This is a genomic window from Zobellella taiwanensis, from assembly GCF_003012795.1.
GTDB lineage: Bacteria > Pseudomonadota > Gammaproteobacteria > Enterobacterales > Aeromonadaceae > Oceanimonas > Oceanimonas taiwanensis.
This window is the reverse complement of sequence record NZ_PXYH01000029.1, coordinates 1-18,086: the sequence shown is the minus strand read 5'-3', so window position 1 is coordinate 18,086 and position 18,086 is coordinate 1. Positions and strand designations below refer to the sequence as shown.

General features: G+C 62.7%; 20 protein-coding genes. 5 read left to right on the top strand and 15 right to left on the bottom strand.

Annotated elements, in window-relative coordinates; genetic code table 11:
* Positions 1–106 precede the first annotated feature (106 nt).
* The 3 genes from ettA to C7I36_RS15835 all read right to left on the bottom strand — a co-directional run bounded on the left by ettA (position 107) and on the right by C7I36_RS15835 (position 2,626).
* Positions 107–1,774: an energy-dependent translational throttle protein EttA gene (ettA, locus tag C7I36_RS15845; RefSeq protein WP_106454655.1), complete on the bottom strand. Its 1,668-nt coding sequence runs from the start codon at positions 1,772–1,774 to the stop codon at positions 107–109.
* Positions 1,775–2,086: 312 nt separating this feature from the next.
* Entirely contained in the window at positions 2,087–2,308 is a 222-nt protein-coding gene (locus tag C7I36_RS15840) for a hypothetical protein (RefSeq protein WP_106454654.1), read from the bottom strand.
* Between the two features lie 126 nt (positions 2,309–2,434).
* Positions 2,435–2,626, bottom strand: a complete 192-nt coding sequence (locus C7I36_RS15835) for a hypothetical protein (protein ID WP_106454653.1) — start codon at positions 2,624–2,626, stop codon at positions 2,435–2,437.
* A 233-nt stretch (positions 2,627–2,859) separates the two neighbouring features.
* Between C7I36_RS15835 and C7I36_RS15830 the strand changes: the two genes are divergently transcribed.
* A complete protein-coding gene (locus C7I36_RS15830; protein ID WP_106454652.1) occupies positions 2,860–3,723 on the top strand; it encodes a sugar phosphate isomerase/epimerase family protein in 864 nt (287 codons plus the stop codon).
* A 174-nt stretch (positions 3,724–3,897) separates the two neighbouring features.
* Positions 3,898–4,527: a YitT family protein gene (locus C7I36_RS15825; RefSeq protein ID WP_245880143.1), complete on the top strand. Its 630-nt coding sequence runs from the start codon at positions 3,898–3,900 to the stop codon at positions 4,525–4,527.
* Positions 4,528–4,542: 15 nt separating this feature from the next.
* Here C7I36_RS15825 and C7I36_RS15820 read toward each other — a convergent pair whose 3' ends face one another.
* The 3 genes from C7I36_RS15820 to C7I36_RS17895 are packed head-to-tail and all read right to left on the bottom strand — an operon-like array spanning position 4,543 to position 6,296.
* On the bottom strand, positions 4,543–4,968 hold the full coding sequence (locus tag C7I36_RS15820; protein WP_106454650.1) for an ExbD/TolR family protein: 426 nt from the start codon (positions 4,966–4,968) through the stop codon (positions 4,543–4,545).
* Positions 4,965–5,588, bottom strand: a complete 624-nt coding sequence (locus C7I36_RS15815) for a MotA/TolQ/ExbB proton channel family protein (protein WP_245880142.1) — start codon at positions 5,586–5,588, stop codon at positions 4,965–4,967. The genes C7I36_RS15820 and C7I36_RS15815 overlap by 4 nt, the downstream gene beginning before the upstream one ends.
* A 3-nt stretch (positions 5,589–5,591) precedes the next feature.
* Positions 5,592–6,296: an energy transducer TonB gene (locus C7I36_RS17895; RefSeq protein WP_181256415.1), complete on the bottom strand. Its 705-nt coding sequence runs from the start codon at positions 6,294–6,296 to the stop codon at positions 5,592–5,594.
* A 295-nt stretch (positions 6,297–6,591) separates the two neighbouring features.
* Between C7I36_RS17895 and C7I36_RS15800 the strand changes: the two genes are divergently transcribed.
* Entirely contained in the window at positions 6,592–7,032 is a 441-nt protein-coding gene (locus tag C7I36_RS15800; protein ID WP_106454648.1) for a CBS domain-containing protein, read from the top strand.
* 53 nt (positions 7,033–7,085) lie between these two features.
* Here the strand turns inward: C7I36_RS15800 and C7I36_RS15795 are convergent, their stop codons facing one another.
* A complete protein-coding gene (locus C7I36_RS15795; protein ID WP_106454647.1) occupies positions 7,086–7,652 on the bottom strand; it encodes a helix-turn-helix domain-containing protein in 567 nt (188 codons plus the stop codon).
* Positions 7,653–7,754: 102 nt separating this feature from the next.
* Between C7I36_RS15795 and C7I36_RS15790 the strand changes: the two genes are divergently transcribed.
* Entirely contained in the window at positions 7,755–8,906 is a 1,152-nt protein-coding gene (locus tag C7I36_RS15790; RefSeq protein ID WP_106454646.1) for a benzoate/H(+) symporter BenE family transporter, read from the top strand.
* Positions 8,907–8,963: 57 nt separating this feature from the next.
* On the opposite strand, the gene C7I36_RS15785 is transcribed toward C7I36_RS15790, so the two are convergent.
* From C7I36_RS15785 to tcuA, 7 genes are all read right to left on the bottom strand, one after another.
* The gene (locus C7I36_RS15785; protein WP_106454645.1) at positions 8,964–9,464 is read right to left on the bottom strand and encodes a fasciclin domain-containing protein; all 501 of its coding nucleotides are present in this window, start codon (positions 9,462–9,464) and stop codon (positions 8,964–8,966) included.
* A 194-nt stretch (positions 9,465–9,658) separates the two neighbouring features.
* Entirely contained in the window at positions 9,659–10,957 is a 1,299-nt protein-coding gene (locus C7I36_RS15780) for a DEAD/DEAH box helicase (protein ID WP_245880141.1), read from the bottom strand.
* Positions 10,958–11,228: 271 nt separating this feature from the next.
* Complete coding sequence (locus C7I36_RS15775; protein ID WP_106454644.1) at positions 11,229–12,737, bottom strand: tripartite tricarboxylate transporter permease; 1,509 nt, start codon at positions 12,735–12,737, stop codon at positions 11,229–11,231.
* Positions 12,738–12,755: 18 nt separating this feature from the next.
* Complete coding sequence (locus tag C7I36_RS15770; protein WP_106454643.1) at positions 12,756–13,235, bottom strand: tripartite tricarboxylate transporter TctB family protein; 480 nt, start codon at positions 13,233–13,235, stop codon at positions 12,756–12,758.
* A gap of 120 nt (positions 13,236–13,355) precedes the next feature.
* Complete coding sequence (locus C7I36_RS15765) at positions 13,356–14,360, bottom strand: tripartite tricarboxylate transporter substrate binding protein (RefSeq protein ID WP_219899677.1); 1,005 nt, start codon at positions 14,358–14,360, stop codon at positions 13,356–13,358.
* 33 nt (positions 14,361–14,393) lie between these two features.
* On the bottom strand, positions 14,394–15,575 hold the full coding sequence (tcuB, locus tag C7I36_RS15760) for a tricarballylate utilization 4Fe-4S protein TcuB (RefSeq protein WP_106454642.1): 1,182 nt from the start codon (positions 15,573–15,575) through the stop codon (positions 14,394–14,396).
* The gene (gene tcuA / locus C7I36_RS15755) at positions 15,562–16,983 is read right to left on the bottom strand and encodes an FAD-dependent tricarballylate dehydrogenase TcuA (RefSeq protein WP_106454667.1); all 1,422 of its coding nucleotides are present in this window, start codon (positions 16,981–16,983) and stop codon (positions 15,562–15,564) included. The genes tcuB and tcuA overlap by 14 nt, the downstream gene beginning before the upstream one ends.
* Positions 16,984–17,099: 116 nt before the next feature.
* On the opposite strand from tcuA, the gene C7I36_RS15750 reads away from it, so the two are divergent.
* Positions 17,100–17,789 carry a GntR family transcriptional regulator gene (locus C7I36_RS15750; protein WP_106454641.1) on the top strand — a complete coding sequence of 230 codons (690 nt, stop codon included), beginning with the start codon at positions 17,100–17,102 and terminating at the stop codon, positions 17,787–17,789.
* 113 nt (positions 17,790–17,902) lie between these two features.
* Here C7I36_RS15750 and C7I36_RS15745 read toward each other — a convergent pair.
* Positions 17,903–18,086 (bottom strand): hypothetical protein (locus C7I36_RS15745; protein WP_146137347.1); only part of this gene is annotated, 184 nt, incomplete at its 5' end.

The window sequence follows — 18,086 nt, the reverse complement described above, 5'->3', positions numbered from 1 at the left end:
AGTATCCCGCTGGTTATTTTTGTCAGAAGCGACAGGATAGCAGTTTGCACCGCAAGCACAAAAAGGCCCGCTTGCAGCGGGCCTTGGGCATCACAAGCGGCAAGCCTTACTTGGCGATGCGCTTGTACTTGATGCGCTTGGGCTGAATGGACTCGGCGCCGTAGGTCTTCTTCTTCCACTCTTCGTATTCGGTGAAGTTGCCTTCAAAGAATTCCACCTTGCCCTCATCCTTGTAGTCCAGGATGTGGGTGGCGATACGGTCGAGGAACCAGCGGTCGTGGGAGATTACCATGGCGCAGCCGGGGAATTCCAGCAGGGCGTTTTCCAGGGCGCGCAGGGTTTCCACGTCCAGATCGTTGGTCGGTTCGTCGAGCAGCAGCACGTTGCCGCCGGTCTGCAGCAGCTTGGCCATGTGCAGACGGCCGCGCTCACCACCAGAGAGTTCGCCGACCCGCTTCTGCTGATCGGTGCCCTTGAAGTTGAACCGGCCGAGATAAGCCCGGCTGGGGATCTCCAGGTTGCCGATGCGCATCATGTCCAGCCCGCCGGACACTTCTTCCCACACGCTCTTGCTGTTGTCCATGGCGTCGCGGAACTGCTCCACCGAGGCCAGCTGAACGGTGTCCCCCAGCGTGATGCTGCCGCTGTCCGGCTGCTCGGCACCGGTGAGCATGCGGAACAGGGTAGATTTACCGGCACCGTTGGGACCGATGATGCCGACGATGGCGCCCTTGGGAATGCTGAATGACAGGTCGTCGATCAGCACGCGATCGCCGTAGGACTTGGTCAGGTGCTCCACCTCGATGACCTTGTCACCCAGGCGCGGGCCGGGCGGAATGAACAGCTCGTTGGTCTCGTTGCGCTTCTGGAAGTCCTGGTTCTGCAGCTCTTCAAAGCGGGCCATACGGGCCTTGGACTTGGCCTGACGACCTTTCGGGTTCTGACGCACCCACTCCAGTTCTTTCTGAATGGACTTTTGGCGGGCGGCTTCGGAAGAGGCTTCCTGAGACAGACGGGCGTCCTTCTGCTCCAGCCAGGAGGAGTAGTTGCCTTCCCAGGGAATGCCTTCGCCGCGGTCCAGCTCCAGGATCCAGCCGGCCACGTTGTCGAGGAAGTAACGGTCGTGGGTAATGGCCACTACCGTGCCTTCGTAGTCGTGCAGGAAGCGCTCCAGCCAGGCCACGGACTCGGCGTCCAGGTGGTTGGTGGGCTCGTCGAGCAGCAGCATGTCGGGCTTTTCCAGCAGCAGCTTGCACATGGCCACGCGGCGGCGCTCACCCCCGGACAGCTTGCCGATGACGGCATCCCAGGGCGGCAGGCGCAGGGCGTCGGCGGCGCGCTCCAGCTGGTTGTCCAGGTTGTGGCCGTCGTGGGCCTGAATGATGGCTTCCAGCTCGCCCTGGCGCTTGGCCAGCTTGTCGAAGTCGGCGTCCGGATCGGCGTAGGCGGCGTACACGGCGTCCAGCTCCTTGAGGGCGCCGGCCACTTCGGCCACGCCTTCTTCCACTTCCTGGCGCACCGTGTGCTCGGGGTTGAGCTGGGGCTCCTGGGGCAGGTAGCCAATCTTGATGCCGGGCTGGGCGCGGGCTTCACCTTCAATCTCGGTGTCGATGCCGGCCATGATGCGCAGCAGGGTGGATTTACCGGCGCCGTTCAGACCCAGTACGCCGATTTTGGCGCCGGGGAAGAACGACAGGGAGATATTTTTCAGAATATGACGCTTGGGCGGAACCACCTTGCCCACGCGGTGCATGGTGTAAACAAATTGAGCCATTTCTATATTATCCTGATAAATCAGTGAGTTGACAGGCCTTTCTGGCAGGCTGTGACCCAGCCCGCGGCCAACGCAGGGCCATGGCGCTATATGGTACTTGGCTGGGCGGGGAATGCCAGAGGGGAGAGGGGTTAAAAGCGAAGAACCTGGCGGCCTGAAGTGGCGGTTATGCGAAGCAGCAGCAGGGTTGCCGCTGCGCGCCAACTTGCAGGCGAGCCGCCTGCGCTCCATTTGAGCAGCGTGCTTTGTGGAGCGCGGGCGGCCCGCCCGCATGAGCGCCGCAGGCGCTCATTTATTCAAAGGCATGGTATATCAGGACTTGGCTTTCAGCCCTTCCTTGAAGGACTGCGGCACGAATTCACCGGTGGCCGGGTTGAACTCGGGGCCTTCGTAGCTGGTGTTGATGCGGATCTCGCCGCTGATGAGCTTGGCGGCCAGCTCGTCCAGTTGCTGTCTTATCTCGGGTGAGACGTCGTCCGCCAGGGTCAGCTTGACCACCTCGCCCTGGCCGAGGCCGATTTCGGTGACCGCCATTATTTTGTTTCGCGTGCTGTGGCGAGGTTCACAGAAATCCTTGCCGTAGAGCCGGGAAAGGGAAATAAGGGGGCAGAGGATGGGATGGCGGAAAGAGGGGAAAGAGCGCGTCCCTGCGCGGCCGTGTTATTCCTCTTCTCTGCTGCTCCAGCGGCTGAGGCCGGCGGAGATAACGGTGTTGCCGAAAAAGGTCCAGTCCATCCAGACCGGCTTGTCGGCGTACTTGTCCATGCTGGCGGCGGTGGCGAGCAGCGGAGTCCACAGGACCGCCATCAGCGCGCAGGCCAGCAGGCCTTTTCTGATTTTTATCGTTTTCATGGGCACTCCCGATATCAGGGTGGTTATTTATACCACAGCCAAGGTGGGGCCAGAAGATGAGGTTTGTTGGCGATCACACTTTCAGGATTTAATTGAAATTTAAATTTCATTATTTCTATTTTTGTGGAATATTTGTTTCATTGGTGTGGAGCCTGCCGCCGTAACTGGCCGGCTCCACCAGGGAGGCCAACCGGCTTAGTGTCGCCGGGATTGCAGCATCAAGGAGTTTAGCCATGCGTTTGGTATATGATCCGTCGCACTATCGCGACAATACCGGCCTGAAGGAGACCATCGACACCGTGGCCCGGCTGGGATACGAATGGGTGGAGCTGTCTCCGCGCAAGGATTTCATCTGGTTTTGCGAGTATCCCAAGGTCGACCGGCAGTTGATCAAGAGTCTGAAGAAGTATTGCGCCGATGCCGGCGTCAGGATCTCTTCGGTGCTGCCGGTGCAGCAGTGGTCCTCCCCGGTGGAGGAAGAGCGCCAGGCCGCGGTACGCAACTGGAAGCGCTGCATCGAGATTACCGCCGAACTGGAGGTGGATCTGATGAACTCCGAGTTCAGTGGCAACAAGCGCAAGCCCCAGGCCAGCGAGGATGCCTTCGTCCGTTCGATGGAAGAGCTGATGCCGCTGTTCGAGCGCGAGAGCATCAGGCTCAATCTGCAGTCCCATCCCCACGACTTTATCGAGCGGAATATCGAAGCGGTGCGCATGATCCGCGCCCTGGACAGGGACTGGATCAAGCTGGTCTATTCGGTGCCCCACGCCTTCTATTACGACGACGGCATCGGCGATGTGGTCAAACACATTGAGGAAGCGGGCGATCTGCTGGCCCATGTGCTGATCGCCGACACCTTCAACCACAAGGCCGGCTTCGGGCTGCGCTACATCATCAACCCACCGGACGCGGACGTGACCATTCACCAGCACCTCAACCCGGGCGAGGGCGAGGTGGACTTCGACGCCCTGTACCGCAAGCTCAGGGAAATCAAGTTCGACGGCATCGTCACCAACGCGGTGTTCGCCTATCCCGACCGGCCCGAGTGGTCCAACGAGGTGACCCTGAAATCGATTCGCGAAGGCCTTGGGCTGTAGTCGTTCAACATTCTAAACAATAAAAAAATCCTGTATCGTGCCCTTTACGCCGCCCCCTTGGGGGCGTTTTTATCCGTTGTTGATCCGGGTTTACGGCACTGTCATGCCAGCATGACAGCCAGAGGGTCACGTCGGGCGGGGCGGCCCTTGGCGCCTGAGGCTGTCGCGGTTAGGATGCTTTCCCCTTGTCCGTTTCCGTCCGCCATGAACAGCCGTCATCCCTTGCCAGAAGATATTATCGCCCTCCTGTCCGCCACCCTGCTGGTGGCCCTGGGGGTGTTCCTGCTCAAGCAGGCCGGCCTGCTCACCGGCGGCACCGCCGGCATCGCCCTGCTGCTTGCCCATTTCAGCGATACCGGCTTCGGGGTCTGGTTCTTCCTGATCAATTTACCCTTCTATGTGCTGGCCTGGCTGCGGATGGGACCGGCCTTTACCGGCAAGACCTTTGCCTGCGTGTCGCTGGTGTCGCTGTTCAGCGAGCAGATCCCGCGCTTTCTGACGGTGACCTCGGTGGCGCCGCTGTTCGGCGCCCTGACGGGAGGCTTGCTGATTGGAGTGGGCATGCTGATGCTGTTTCGCCACCAGGCCAGCCTGGGTGGCATCGGCATACTGGCGCTTTACCTGCAAGGCCGCTTCGGCGTGAGCGCCGGCAAGCTGCAGATGGCGGTGGATTCCCTGATCCTGCTGGTGTCCTTCGCCGTGGTGCCGCCCTGGCTGTTGCTGCTGTCGGTGCTGGGAGCCTTGCTGCTTAACCAGGTACTGGCCTTCAACCACAAACCCGGGCGATACAGCGCCATGGCCTGATCGCCCGGGCCCGGCTCAGGGCCCTTCTTCCATCAAAATCTGGGTGGCCTGGATCTCGTGTTCCTGCAGGAAGGCGAGCAGCTTCATCATATTGTCCACCGTCACCTCCCGGTCTGAGGCCAGCACCAGCTCCGCTTCCTTGAGGGCGGGCAGGCGCTCGAGCAGCACCGGCTTGAAGTTTTCCCAGTCGGCGTATTGTTCCCCCTGCAGGGCCCAAGCGGGATCCCCGGCCAGCAGGTTGATGGTCATGGCCTTGTTGTCCTGCATGCTGCTCAGGGCCTTGCTGTCGGTCTTGGGCAGGTCTACCTCCAGCGACTGCAACGGGATATTGGCGGTCAACATCAAAAATACCAGCACGATAAAGATGATATCGAGCAGGGGCGTGATATCCGGGGTGAGCGCCCGCCAGCCGGACTGGGCGGGCTCGGGGCGGCCTATCATGCCTGTCCTCCCAGTTCCACGCCTTCCAGGTAGAGGTTGCACTGGTTCAGCTCATGGGTGAGCTTGTCGAGCAGGCGATCCGCCCAGAGTCCGAACAGCTGGGCACCGGCGATGGCCGGCAGGGCGATCAGCAGGCCGGCGGCGGTGGTGCTCATGGCCAATCCGAGGCCGTCCGCCAGCAGCGACGGGGTCACCGGATCCTGGCTCTGGCTGATGCTCCTGAACATCTCGATCAGTCCCAATACGGTGCCGAGCAAACCCAGCAGCGGGCTGATGACGCCTACCAGGGTAAGCACTCGCAAACCCGAATGAAGCTTTAGGCGTTGCTGTTGCAGCCAGACCGAGGCCAGATCCTCACGGGTGGATTTGGCACATTGCCGGTGTTTTACCAACAGCGAACAGCCCTGCAGGATCAGGGAGCGCGGGTGCTCCATCTGCGCATCCGGGTAGGCATGGCCGTGGCGGCGCAGATGGCGTTTTTCCCGCTCACCGCGCAGGCTGGTCCACAGCAGGGTCAGGCCACGCTCCAGCCAGAGCGCCAGGGTCAGTACCGAGCAAAAAATCAGGGGCCAGCTCATCGGGCCCAGTTGTTGGTGCAGTTGGTTCAGGAACGACATCATGGCTTAGTCCAATTTGAAACGAACGGGAATATGAACACGGTGCGCCACGGCGACGCCGTTCTCCTCATAGGCGGAGAAACGCCACTTGGCGATGGCCCTGAGCGCGGCCTTGTCGAGCACGGACACACCGGAGGAACTGGCCAGCTTGCGCTGGGTCTGGTTGCCCTTTTCATCCAGCCAGACCTCGACCACCACAGTGCCTTCCAGCCCCCGGCGCCGAGCCTGGGACGGGTAGGGGATAGGGGCCGGGCGGGTCTTGAAACTCGGAGTGTCAATCCGCTTGGGGGCGCTGCTTTGGGCCTGCTGGCGCTGGGGCTCGGGAGCCACTTTGGCGGGCGGCTCCGGCCGTGGCGCGGGTTGTGGCCTGGGAGCCGGTTTGGGTTCGGGCCTGGGAGCCGGTTTGGGCTCGGGTTTGGGCTCGGGTTTGGGAGCCGGTTTGGGAGCCGGTTTGGGAGCCGGTTTGGGTTCGGGCCTGGGAGCCGGTTTGGGCTCGGGTTTGGGAGCCGGTTGGGGTTCGGGCAGAGGTTCCGGCTGCGGTGGCATGGGCTCCGGCCTGGCAACAGTGGGCAGCATTTGTACGCTGATCGGGCCCGGGTTGTTGTCAGATGCCAGGGCGATGTTCAGCTCCTGGCGCTCCATGGCCTGGACCAGCAGCCCGTGGAGGATGAGGGAAGCCAGCGCAAACAGGGCGTAGCGACGAAAACTCAAGGTGGATCCCCGATTCTGGATATGGTGACACTTTGGGGAAATAGAATACGCATTTTTAAAAGGATGTCTATTGCCATCACAAATGATAATGAGAGGTTATTTTATTTGAGTGTGAGTGCCGGGTATTCGCCCACCGGCATAAACCGCCCTCGCCGGTATGGGGATAATCAAGGAAAGTCGCTGAATTTAGCCGGCTTTTGAGCCGTTTTTTGTTTGCAAGGGGGAGGTTGCTGTGTCACAACATGGTACATAATAAAACGAGTTCCAACGGGAACGGACAACAAGGAATACCCTCATGGCAGTAGAACAGATTGGCGACATCATGACCCGCCAAGTGCTCACCCTGGATCAGAACTCCACCCTCAAGGACGCCCACGATCTGATGCGGGAAAAGAGCATCCGCCATATCCCGGTCACGGACCAGGACAGTGGCCGCCTGCTCGGAGTGCTTACCCAAAAACGGATGATCGCCACCGTCATGGGCCTGCTGGCGGACTACGGCGTCAGCGCCCTGGAGCGGCGCGAACGCCTGGTCCGGGTGATGGATATCATAGACGCGGATTTCGAAAGCGTGGACGCCGGGGCACCGCTGACCGAGGTGGTGCCCTTTTTCCTCAGCAACAAGCACGGTTGCCTGACGGTGGTGGACGAGGAGGGCCGGCTGCAGGGCATGGTCACCTCCTCCGACTTCGTGCGCCTGTGCGCCGAACTGCTGAAGGAAAGGTCTAAAGCCTAAAGCCTGAAGCTTGATGCCGGAAGCCTGAAGCGGAAGAGTGTTGCTTCCCGCTTCTAGCTTCCCCCCGGATAATGGATCAGGTTGTAGAACACGGCGGGCTCGGTGCCCGGGTTGCGATAGCCGTGGGGCCGGTCGGCGTGAAAGCGCACCGCCGCGCCCGGCCCCAGCCGCTGCCATTCGCCGTCCAGCAGCAGTTCCATTTCCCCGCCTTGCACTATGACATGCTCTATCACTCCCCGGTCATGGGGATCCGACAGCCGCTCGTAGCCCGGCAGCAGGGTCAGCTCGAACATCTCAAAGCCAAAGCGGGCCTCAAAGGGAAACAGCGGCGCCACCAGCATGCCATCGCCGGCCGGCTGGCGGCGCAGGGCGTCCGTCTGCCGGTAGAGGGGGCCCGGATGGGACTCGGGCACCGGTTCGAGGAAGGTGGACAGGGAGGTATGAAAGCCGCCGGCAATTTTCCACAGGGTGGCGACGGTGGGGCTGGACTCGCCCCGCTCTATCTGGCCCAGCATCGCCTTGCTGACCCCGGTTTCCCGGGCGCAGGCGTCCAGGCTCCAGCCCCGCTCCTTGCGCAAGGCCTTGAGGGTGTCCGCCAGGTATTGGTTCGGCTCTTTCATCACAGTTTCCCGCTTTCCTGCTTGGCTCGCTGTTGTGCGTTATAGCATATATTTGCTAGCATGGCTTTCTTATGCGTTATAACGCACAACCAGGAGCCCGCCATGTTCAGCCTGTCCCATCTTTCCGCCGGTTTTATCGCCGTGCTGGTCGGTTACACCAGCTCGGCGGCCATTATCTTCCAGGCCGCCGCCGCCGCCGGGGCCAGCCAGGCCGAGACCGGCTCCTGGATGTGGGCCTTGGGGCTGGGCATGGGGCTGACCTGCATCGGTTTTTCCCTGCGTTACCGGGAGCCGGTGCTCACTGCCTGGTCGACCCCGGGGGCGGCGCTGCTGGTGACGGCCCTGGCCGGGGTGCCCATGAGCGAGGCCATCGGCGTCTTTTTGTTCAGCTCGGCGCTGATCCTGCTGTGCGGCCTGACCGGCTGGTTCGACAAGATCATGCGGCTGGTGCCGGCGGGACTGGCCGCGGCCATGCTGGGCGGGGTGCTGCTGAAGTTCGGCCTGGATCTGTTCGCCTCGGCCCAGACCCGTCCGCTGCTGGTGTCGGCCATGCTGGCGACCTACCTGGCCCTGCGCCGGCGCCTGCCGCGCTACGTGATCCCGCTCAGCCTGCTGGCCGGGCTGCTGGTCGCCGGCGGTGACGGCCTGCTGCGTTTCGATGACTTCGAGTGGCAGCTGGCCCGGCCGGTGCTGATGATGCCCGAGTTTTCCCTCACCAGCCTGCTCGGCGTCGGCATTCCCCTGTTTATGGTGACCATGGCCTCCCAGAACGTGCCCGGCATCGCCGTGCTGCGGGCTCACGGCTACCACACCCCGGCCTCGCCGCTGGTCGGCTGGACCGGCCTCACCGGCCTGCTGCTGGCGCCTTTCGGCGGCTTCGCCTTCAACCTGGCGGCGATCAGCGCGGCGGTATGCATGGGCAAGGAGGTGGACCCTGATCCCAAACAGCGCTACAAGGCGGCGGTATGGGCCGGTGTCTTCTACCTGCTGATGGGGCTGTTCGGCGCCACCGTGGTGGGGCTATTCGCCGCCCTGCCGGGAGAGCTGGTGATGGCCATCGCCGGCCTGGCGCTGCTCGGCACCATCGGCAACAGCCTGACGGTGGCCCTGGCCGACGAGCGGGAGCGGGACGCGGCCCTGCTCACCTTTATGATCACCGCCTCGGGGCTGGCCCTGTTCGGCATCGGCAGCGCTTTCTGGGGCCTGGTGATTGGCGGCAGCGTGCACTGGCTCAACCGGCGGCGGCAGGCATAAAAAAGCCGCCCCAAGAGCGGGCGGCAAAAGGCGGAGTTGGCTTGCACTTGAAGGGGGTCAGGGCATGATGACGGTGTCTATCACATGGATGACGCCGTTGCTGGTTTCGATGTCGGCCTGTACCACGGTGGCCTCGTCTACCATCACCTTGCCGTCCTGGGTGGTGATGCGGATGTCACCGCCCTGTACCGTGGTGGCGCTGTCGGCCTGCATGGCGTCGGCGGCCATGACCTTGCCGGGCACCACATGGTAGGTCAGCACGGCCACCAGTTGATCCTTGTTTTCGGGCTTGAGCAGGTCGTCCACGGCGCCTGCCGGCAATTTGGCAAAGGCCTCGTCGGTGGGTGCGAAAACGGTGAAGGGGCCTTCGCCCTTGAGGGTGTCGACCAGGCCGGCGGCCTGCACTGCGGTGACCAGGGTGGTAAAGCTGCCCGCCTCTACGGCGGTGTCGACGATGTCTTTCTTGGCGCCGTGGTGGTCGGCCAGGGCCATGCCCGATGCCAGCAGCAGGGTCAGGGCGCTAAGGGGTTTGCCGATTCGGATTGCCAGCGTGTTCATACGTCCTCCGGTAAACGGGATGGGATTTGGGCAACGCTTAACAACAGCACTTACAAGCGTCGGGTCGGGGCCATGGCCCGCAACTGCCGATAAAACCCGTGTATTCAGAGAAAAATTTTGCCCACCGGAGAAAAATGAGAACCGCCCAGAAAAAATCACCCCGGCCGTGGCCGGGGTGAAATTTTTTATCGGGTTCAGCCGTCGTGGCGGCCGTGGCGCTGGGGCCGGTTGGGCTTGTTGCTGCGCGGCGGCCGGTTGTTGGCGGCGCCGGCGTTGCGGCCCCGGCCACCGCCGTTGCCCCGGCCCCGGTTGTTGGCCGGCGGCTTGGTGGCGGGCTGGGCCTCTTCCGGGCCGGGCTCGAAGCCGGGCAGCACTTCCAGGACGGCATCCTGCTTGATCAGCTTTTCGATAGCCTTGAGCAGGGGTTTTTCGTCGTGGCTGATCAGCGACAGCGCCTCGCCGGTGCTTCCGGCCCGGCCGGTGCGGCCGATGCGGTGCACATAGTCTTCCGCCACATGGGGCAGCTCGTAGTTGACCACGTGGGGCAGCTCGCTGATGTCGATGCCGCGGGCGGCGATGTCGGTGGCCACCAGCACCCGCAGCTGGCCGTCCTTGAACTGGCTCAGGGCCCGGGTGCGCGCCCCCTGGCTCTTGTCGCCGTGGATCGCCATGGCCGGCAGGCCGTCCTTGTCGAGCTGCATCGCCAGCCTGTTGGCGCCGTGCTTGGTACGGGTGAACACCAGCACCTGGCGCCAGTTGTTGTGGCCGATCAGGTAGCTGAGCAAGGCACGTTTTCGGCTCTTGTCGGCGGCCACGAAGCGCTGGGCTATGGTCTCGGCGGTGGCGTTGCGCACCGCCACCTCGATATGCTCGGGCTGGTGCAGCAGGTCTTCCGCCAGCGCCTTGATCTCGTCGGAGAAGGTGGCGGAGAACAGCAGGTTCTGCCGCTTTTTCGGCAACTGTGCCAGGATGCGGCGGATATCGCGGATAAAGCCCATGTCCAGCATGCGGTCGGCTTCATCCAGCACCAGCATTTCCACCCGGGACAGATCGATGGAGCGCTGGGACACATGGTCCAGCAGCCGGCCCGGGGTGGCCACGACCACGTCCACCTTGCGGCCCAGGGCCTTCATTTGCGGATTGATGCTGACCCCGCCGAACATCACCAGGGTGCGCAGGTCGGTATGTTTGGCGTAGGCGCGCAGGTTTTCTTCCACCTGGGCCGCCAGCTCGCGGGTGGGGGTGAGCACCAGGGCGCGCACCGGCGCCCGGCCGTTGGCCAGGGGCTTGGGCTGGGTTTCGCTCAGGCGCTGCAGCATGGGCAGGCCGAAACCGGCGGTCTTGCCGGTGCCGGTCTGGGCGCCGGCGAGCAGATCGCCGCCTTTCAGCACCAGCGGAATGGCCTGGCGCTGGATAGGGGTGGGCTCTGTGTAACCACATTCATTGATGGCTTGAACGAGTTTGTCGTTCAGACCGAGGGAAGCAAAAGACATGAGACTCCGAACTAATAAGGTCCTGGCGGACGATTGAGAGGCATTGCCGGGGCAAACTGGCGCCATGATAACAGAAAAGCGGGGCGGGCCATAAACAAAGCAAAAAGGGGGCGCCGCAAGGGCGCCCTGAAAGTCAACAATTAGCTGTCTGACTGGATTGGAAACGTACTCTTTGCAGCGGCAGGGGCGCCAGGCAGGCGATCCGCATCACGGATGGCACGGCGGCGTGTCTGTGTGTGCCCCTGTTGGTGTTTTTTGGGTCCGGTCTGCGTCAGGCCACCACAGGCCTGGGTCTGAAACGGGACAGGGCGACTTTCAGCAACGGGAAGAACAAGGAGGCCGCGGTCAGTACCAGCAGCCAGAAGGCGATGGGCTTGTCCACAAAGGTCATCCAGTTGCCGTCGGAAATCTGCAGCGCCCGCCGCATGGACTCTTCCATCATGTTGCCCAGGATCAGGGCGAGGATGAGCGGCGCCGTCGGAAAGCCGAAGTGCTTCATGCCGAGTCCCAGTACGCCGAAGCCCAGCAGCAACAGCAAGTCGGTGGTGGCGAAGGTGGTGCCGTAGATGCCGACCATGCAGAAGATCAGGATAAGCGACAGCAGCAATGGCCGGGGCAGGTCGAGCAGCCGGGCGATATAGGGGATCAGCGGCAGGTTCAGTACCAGCAGGAAGAGGTTGCCTACATACATGCTGGCGATAACGCCCCAGAATACATCCGGTCTTTGCTCCATCATGCTGGGCCCCGGGGTGATGCCCATGACCAGCAGGGCGCCGAGCAGCACGGCCGTGGTGCCCGAGCCGGGCACCCCCAGGGTCAGCAGCGGCACAAAGGAGCCGGTGCAGGCGGCGTTGTTGGCGGCCTCGGGCGCGGCTACCCCCTTGAGGTTGCCCTGGCCAAAGGTATGGCCGTCCTTGGCCAGGCGTTTTTCCATGATGTAGCCGAGGAAGGACGCGACGGTGGCGCCGGCGCCCGGCAGTATGCCGACAAAAAAACCGAGGATGGAGCTGCGTCCGGTGGGGGCGGCGATTTCCCGCACTTCATCCCGGGACAAACGCAGGGAGCCGATATTGGCGGTGCTGTCCTGGCTGTGATCTTCCGGTTTTTTCAGCAGCATGCCGAATACTTCCGCCAGGGCGAAGATGCCGAGCGCGACCACCAGGAACTCCACGCCGTTAAGCAGGTGCAGGCTGCCGAAGGTGTAGCGCTCGGTGCCGGTCTGCAGGTCTATGCCGACGATGGACACCATCATGCCGATCACCGCCGCCATCAGGCCTTTGATCAGGGATTTGCCGGACAGGCTGACCACGGCGGTCAGGCCGAGCAGCATCAGGGCGAAATATTCCGCCGGGCCGAAACTGACCGCCACGCTGGCCAGCAGAGGGGCGACCAGCATCAGGGCGATGGCGGACAGGGTGCCGCCCACAAAGGAGGAATAGGCGGCGATGGCCATGGCCTTGCCGGCCATGCCCTGGCGGGCAAGGGGGTAACCGTCGAAGGAGGTGGCGACGGTGCTGGCCACACCCGGGGCATTGAGCAAAATGGACGAAGTGGAGCCGCCGAAAATGGCGCCGTAATAAACCCCGGCCATCAGGATCAGGGCCGAGGAAGGATCCATGCCGAAGGTCATGGGGATCATCAGGGCCAGGGCGCTGATGGGCCCCAGGCCCGGCAGCATGCCGATAATGGTGCCGGCGAAGACCCCGATGAAAACATAAAGCAGGTTCATTGGCTCAAAGGCGACACTAAAGCCGGTGAGCACACCGTGGAGTGCATCCATTGCAAGATTCTCGTGTGGTTAAAACGGTAACAGACCCTGAGGCAGGTGCACCTCGAGCAGTCGGGTCATGATGAGGTAGAGCGACAGCACCACCGACAGGGTGGCCACGGCACTGATAAGGTGGCGGCGATAGCCGTAGCAGTAGCTCAGGCCCATGCCGAACAGGCCGGAGGCCAGCACAAAACCCAGCCATTCCAGGCTGATGGCATAAAGGGCGATCACCACAAAGGTGGTGAGCAACTGGGCGGTGGGGCTCAGCCCCCGGCTTTTTTGCCTGGGGGGATTGCTGGTCGTTTTTGCCCTGGGGGCCGGGGGCTTGTCCAGGCACAGCAGCACCGACAGCACCAGCAGGGCCAGCCCCAGCAGTTTGGGGAAGGCATCGGAATCGATGGGCCTTGGCATGGGGAAGGTGGGGATCCGGTAGGCCATCCACAGGTACCCCAGGGATACCAGGGCCATCACCAGTCCTATCAGTCGGTTGGCATTGAGGTTTTTCATGGTGTTTTCCTCCGGGAGCGGGCGCCCTGCGTTGTGGCAGGGCGCCTGTACTCATCGGTTTGATTCACGGCTCGGGCCGGGCGAACACCCACAGGGGCGCCCGGCACAGGGGACGGCGCTTTATTTTCTGAGCAAGCCCAGCTCACCCAGTACCTGGCTGAACTGCTGCTGTTGCTGGTCGAGAAACAGGCCGAACTCCTGGCTGTTCAGGTAGGCATCGGTCCAGGCCAGCTGATCCCGGGCCTGTTGCCAGCTGTCGCTGTTGAGCATGCGGACGTAGAGGTTTTCGTAGTAGGCCACCGCGTCCGGGGACATGTTTTTGGGCCCCATGATGCCGCGCCAGATATCGAAGGTGTAATCCACGCCCTGCTCTTTATAGGTAGGGAGGTCGGCCAGCTCGCCGGGCAGCCGGGTATCAGCCGCCACGCCCAGGGCGCGCAGCTGGCCGGATTCGGCAATCTGCCCCGAAGACTCGCCGATGCCGGCGCTGACCGCCTCAATATGGCCCCCGAGCAGGCTGATGATGGCTTCACCGCCGCCGGAGTAGGACACATAGTTCACCTCCCGGGCGTTGAGCCCGGCGGCCATGGCCAGGCCGGCAAAGGACACATGGTGCAATGAGCCCGGTGCACTGCCGCCGCCGATGCTGAGCCTGGGGTTTTCCCGCAGGGCATCCAGCAGATCGTTGAGGGTCTGATAGGGTGAGTCCTTGCGGACCAGCACGGTGGCGGAGTCGGTGATCAGCCTCGCGATGGGGGTGAAGTCCTCATGGCTGTAGCGGGACATACCGGCCAGCGGCACCAGGATCAGGGGCGGGCTGGTGGCGAACAGCTTGTGATCGTTCTTGCTGTCCCGGGCAATCTGGGCCCAGGCCACGGCACCGCCGCCACCGGGAATATTGATGGTGGCAAAGTTCTGCGAGCTCAGTTTTTCCTGCATGATCACCCGGGCCGTGGTGCGGGCCAGGGTATCCCAGCCGCCGCCGGGGTTGGCCGGCGCGATATATTCAATGGCCCGGCTCGGTTCCCAGGCCGGGGCGGCTGCCCCGGCCGTTGCCGGTAAGATCAGGGCGGCCAGGAGGCCGGCCGTGGTGCGCAGTTTGGGGGTGTTGGTAAACATCTTCATTGTTGCTTCCTCCATGGACTGATAAACGTCCTGTTATTTGTTGTCCTTGATGGACTGGTAGAACTTGACACTGTTTTCCCTGGGCTTGCTCACCACCACCGTCTTGCCGGCGGCTTCCCGCTGCAGCTCAAGGGCATTTTTGGCCAGGGCACCGAGGCGGTAGAGGCCGTGTACGAACTTGCCGTAGGGCAGGGTCAGGAACAGCGACATGACAAAGCCGAGGTGAACCACCAGCATCAGGCCGAGCAGGCCGGTTTCCCGCAGCAGCATGAGCAGCAGGCCGGTGGCGCCGGTGAGCCAGAGCAGGGCGATAAAGGCGATGTCCATGCCGGTTTGTGCGGTGTCGGCGGTGTTGGGATCCCGCTTGAGCTTGAGGTACAGCAGGCCGGCAGGGCCGACCAGCAGGCCGGTGCCGCCCAGGGTGCCGAGCAGCTTGGGCAGGCTGAAGAAGCTGTAGGGGGCGCTCCAGCCCAGCACATAGTGAAACAGGGTGCCGGTGGCGGTGGCGGCGAAGCACAGCATGAAACCATAGGCGGTAAAGTGGTGGAAATACCGGCGCAGGTGGGAATGGTTGTCGTCCGGATAGGTGCAACCCCTGTCTTCCTGGCCATGCAGGTGGCGCAGGCTGAGGGCGTCGGACCAGGCCTGGCGCCAGGCGGAAAGGTTACCCAGATCCCTTATTGTTTCCCCGCTGTCGCGCCAGAAGTTGAGGAAGCCCATCAGCAGGGCCAGCAGGGCGAACAGGAACACGCTGCCGAAGGCCAGCACCAGGGTGTTGTGGGGGAAGAAGGCGTAGAAATCCCCGCCGTGGGCGCCGGAGAACAGCTGGCCCAGGCCGCCGTTCAGGGCGATGAACAACAGCAGTATGATGCCGGCGCCCAGGCCCAGGGCCAGGGAGGCGACCAGGCCGTTGTTATTGAACAGGCGGGCGAAGGGGCCGGGCCAGGCGTATTGCTGGTAGGAGGCCTTGCGAATTTTGGCCAGTGATTGGGGGATATTGACCCCGAACTCATGGGGCGGCGCATACTGGCAGGCGTAGAAGCACTCACTGCAGTTATGGCAGAGGTTGGCCAGATAGTTGATATCGGACGACGCAAAACTCTGGCGGCGCTCCATGGCCGGAAACACCGGGCAGAAGCCCTCGCAATAGCGGCAGGCGTTGCAGATGGTCAGGTTCTTGTCCGCTTCCTGGATCAGTACATCAATTTTTTGCATTTCGAGCGGCCTCCGCGCCGGCTATACGTCCAAATACTGTGCCTATGGTCATGCCGAAACCGGCGACATAGCCCTTGCCGAGAATATTGCCGGCCATCACTTCGCCGGCGGCAAAGACGTTGTCGGCCATATCGCCGCTGTTCATCTTCATGCGGGCGCAGTGATCGACCTGCACGCCCAGATAGGTAAAGGTGATGCCGGTACGCAGCGGATAGCCGAAGTAGGGCGGGGTATCCAGGGTTTGCGCCCAGTGGGTTTTCTCGGGGGTTGCGCCCTGAGTGCGGCAGTTGTCGAGCACGCTGTGATCGAAGTCGCCGGGCTGCACCGCCGCGTTGTATTCCTTCACGGTATTGAGCAGGGGATGCACCGGAATATTCAGCTTCCTCGCCAGTTCTTCGAGGGTATTGGCCTGCTCCGGAGGAAACACCGAGGGCATAAAGCGGCCCACCGCCTTGGCATCGGTAATGGAATAGGCAATCTGGTCGGGTTGGCCGGCGACCAGCCGGCCCCAGATGGCATAGCGCTTGGGCCAGAAATCCTCGCCTTCGTCGTAGAAGCGCTTGCCCTGGTTGTTGACCACTATGCCGAGGGAGACGCAGTCGACCCGGGTTACGATACCGCCGTCGTATTCGGGAGAGCGGGCGTCGATGGCTACCGCATGGCCCTGGGTCGGATCGCCGATGGCCAGGGCGTCGTTGTCGAGCAGGGCGCGCAGCATCTTGCCCTGGTTGAAGCGGGTGCCGCGAATACGGAAATTCCTGGCCACCGGGCCCCAGGCTTCTTCCAGCCACTCCCGGTTGGACTCGAAGCCGCCGGAGGCCACCACCAGGGAGCGGGCGCTCACCTTGTGGGTTTTGCCCTGCCATTCCACCACCGCATGATCGAAGCGGTTGCCCTGAAACGAAAGCTCCAGCGCCTCGGCTTCATAGACGATGGTCACGCCCATGCGCTCCGCCGCCTTGTAGTAGGTATTGACCAATGCCTTGCCACCGCCGAGGAAGAAAGCGTTGGTGCGGCCCAGGTGCAGGGTGCCGCCCAGGGAGGGCTGAAAGCGTACGCCGTGACCGGCCATCCAGTCGGTGCAGGTTTCCGAGGCGCGGATGACAAAGCGGGCCATTTCTTCGTTGGTCTGGCCACCGGTCACGCGCCAGACATCCTCAAAAAATTCATCTTCGGTGTAGGCGTCGCTCAACACCGCAGTGGGGGCCTTGTGCATGCAGCGCAGGTTACGGGTGTGGCTGCTGTTGCCGCCGCGCCAGACCTTGGGCGCGCTTTCCAGCAGCAGCACCCGGGCTCCTTGTTCACGGGCCGACAGGGCGGCACACAGGGCGGCATTGCCGCCGCCGATGACCAGGACGTCATGGCTGTTCCTGAGCCAGTCCGAATTGGCCTGATTGTTATTTTGCATCATTGCTTATCCCTTTTGGATACTAGTGAGTGCAACTGTATACATTGGTACACAAAATGACAATATCGGTATTAGCTGGTATTATCCCGGCATGTTCAATTTGTGATCCGACGCTGATGTCCGCAGCCAAAAAAACACCCAAAGCCCTGGAAGACGCCAACAGCGAACGGGGCGAATCCCGTAGCGAGCTAGCCTATCGTTTTATTCTCGATGCCATCAAGGACGGCACCCTGGCGCCCGGTACCCGGGTGAGGGAGACGGATCTGGCCGCCCGCACCGGCCTGAGCCGGACGCCGGTACGGGAGGCGCTGAACCGCTTGCTGATGGAGGGCCTGGTGGCCAATGATCCCAGCCGGGGCATGATAGTCACCGAACTGGACCACGCCATGATCAACGAGCTGTATGCGATGCGGGAGGTGCTGGAAGGCACCGCCGCCTTCCTGGCCGCCCGCCACGCCTCCGAGGTGGAGATCACTTTTCTGCGGGAGATCAGCGAGCGGGACGCCCAGTTCAGCGAGCCGGCGGATCTGGTCAAGAACAATCGGCTGTTTCACGGCACCCTCTATCGCTGTGCCCACAACCGCTACCTGCTGAAGATGCTCAACTCCCTGCAGGAGTCGATGATGCTGCTCGGCCCCACCACCCTGGCCAAGGCGGGCCGGCCCGAGGCGGCCCGCCGGGAGCACGGCCTGATCGTGGATGCCATCGAGCAGCGTGATGCGGCCGCCGCGGAGCAGGCCGCCCGCAACCATATCCGGGAAGCCTACAAGGTACGGCTTGGGGAGTTGTTCGAACGGGATGAGTAAGGGGTTACCGGAACGTCATTTTTGCGGCGGCTGAGGCCGGCGCCGGCTTAATCCCCCTTGCCAAAAAGCCAGCCCTCGGGCTGGCTTTGGTTCAGCGTGTTCCGAGGAGGCGTTTAGATGGCCTGCTGGAAGATCACGGTATCGGCCTTCTCCACGTAGCTGTCCAGCTCGTCGAAGTTCAGGTAGCGGTAGGTGTCCGCCGCCGTGGCGTTCAGCTCCTTGGCGTATTCCTGGTATTCCGCCACCGTCGGCAGCTTGCCGTGGATCGCCGCCACCGCCGCCAGCTCGGCGGACGCC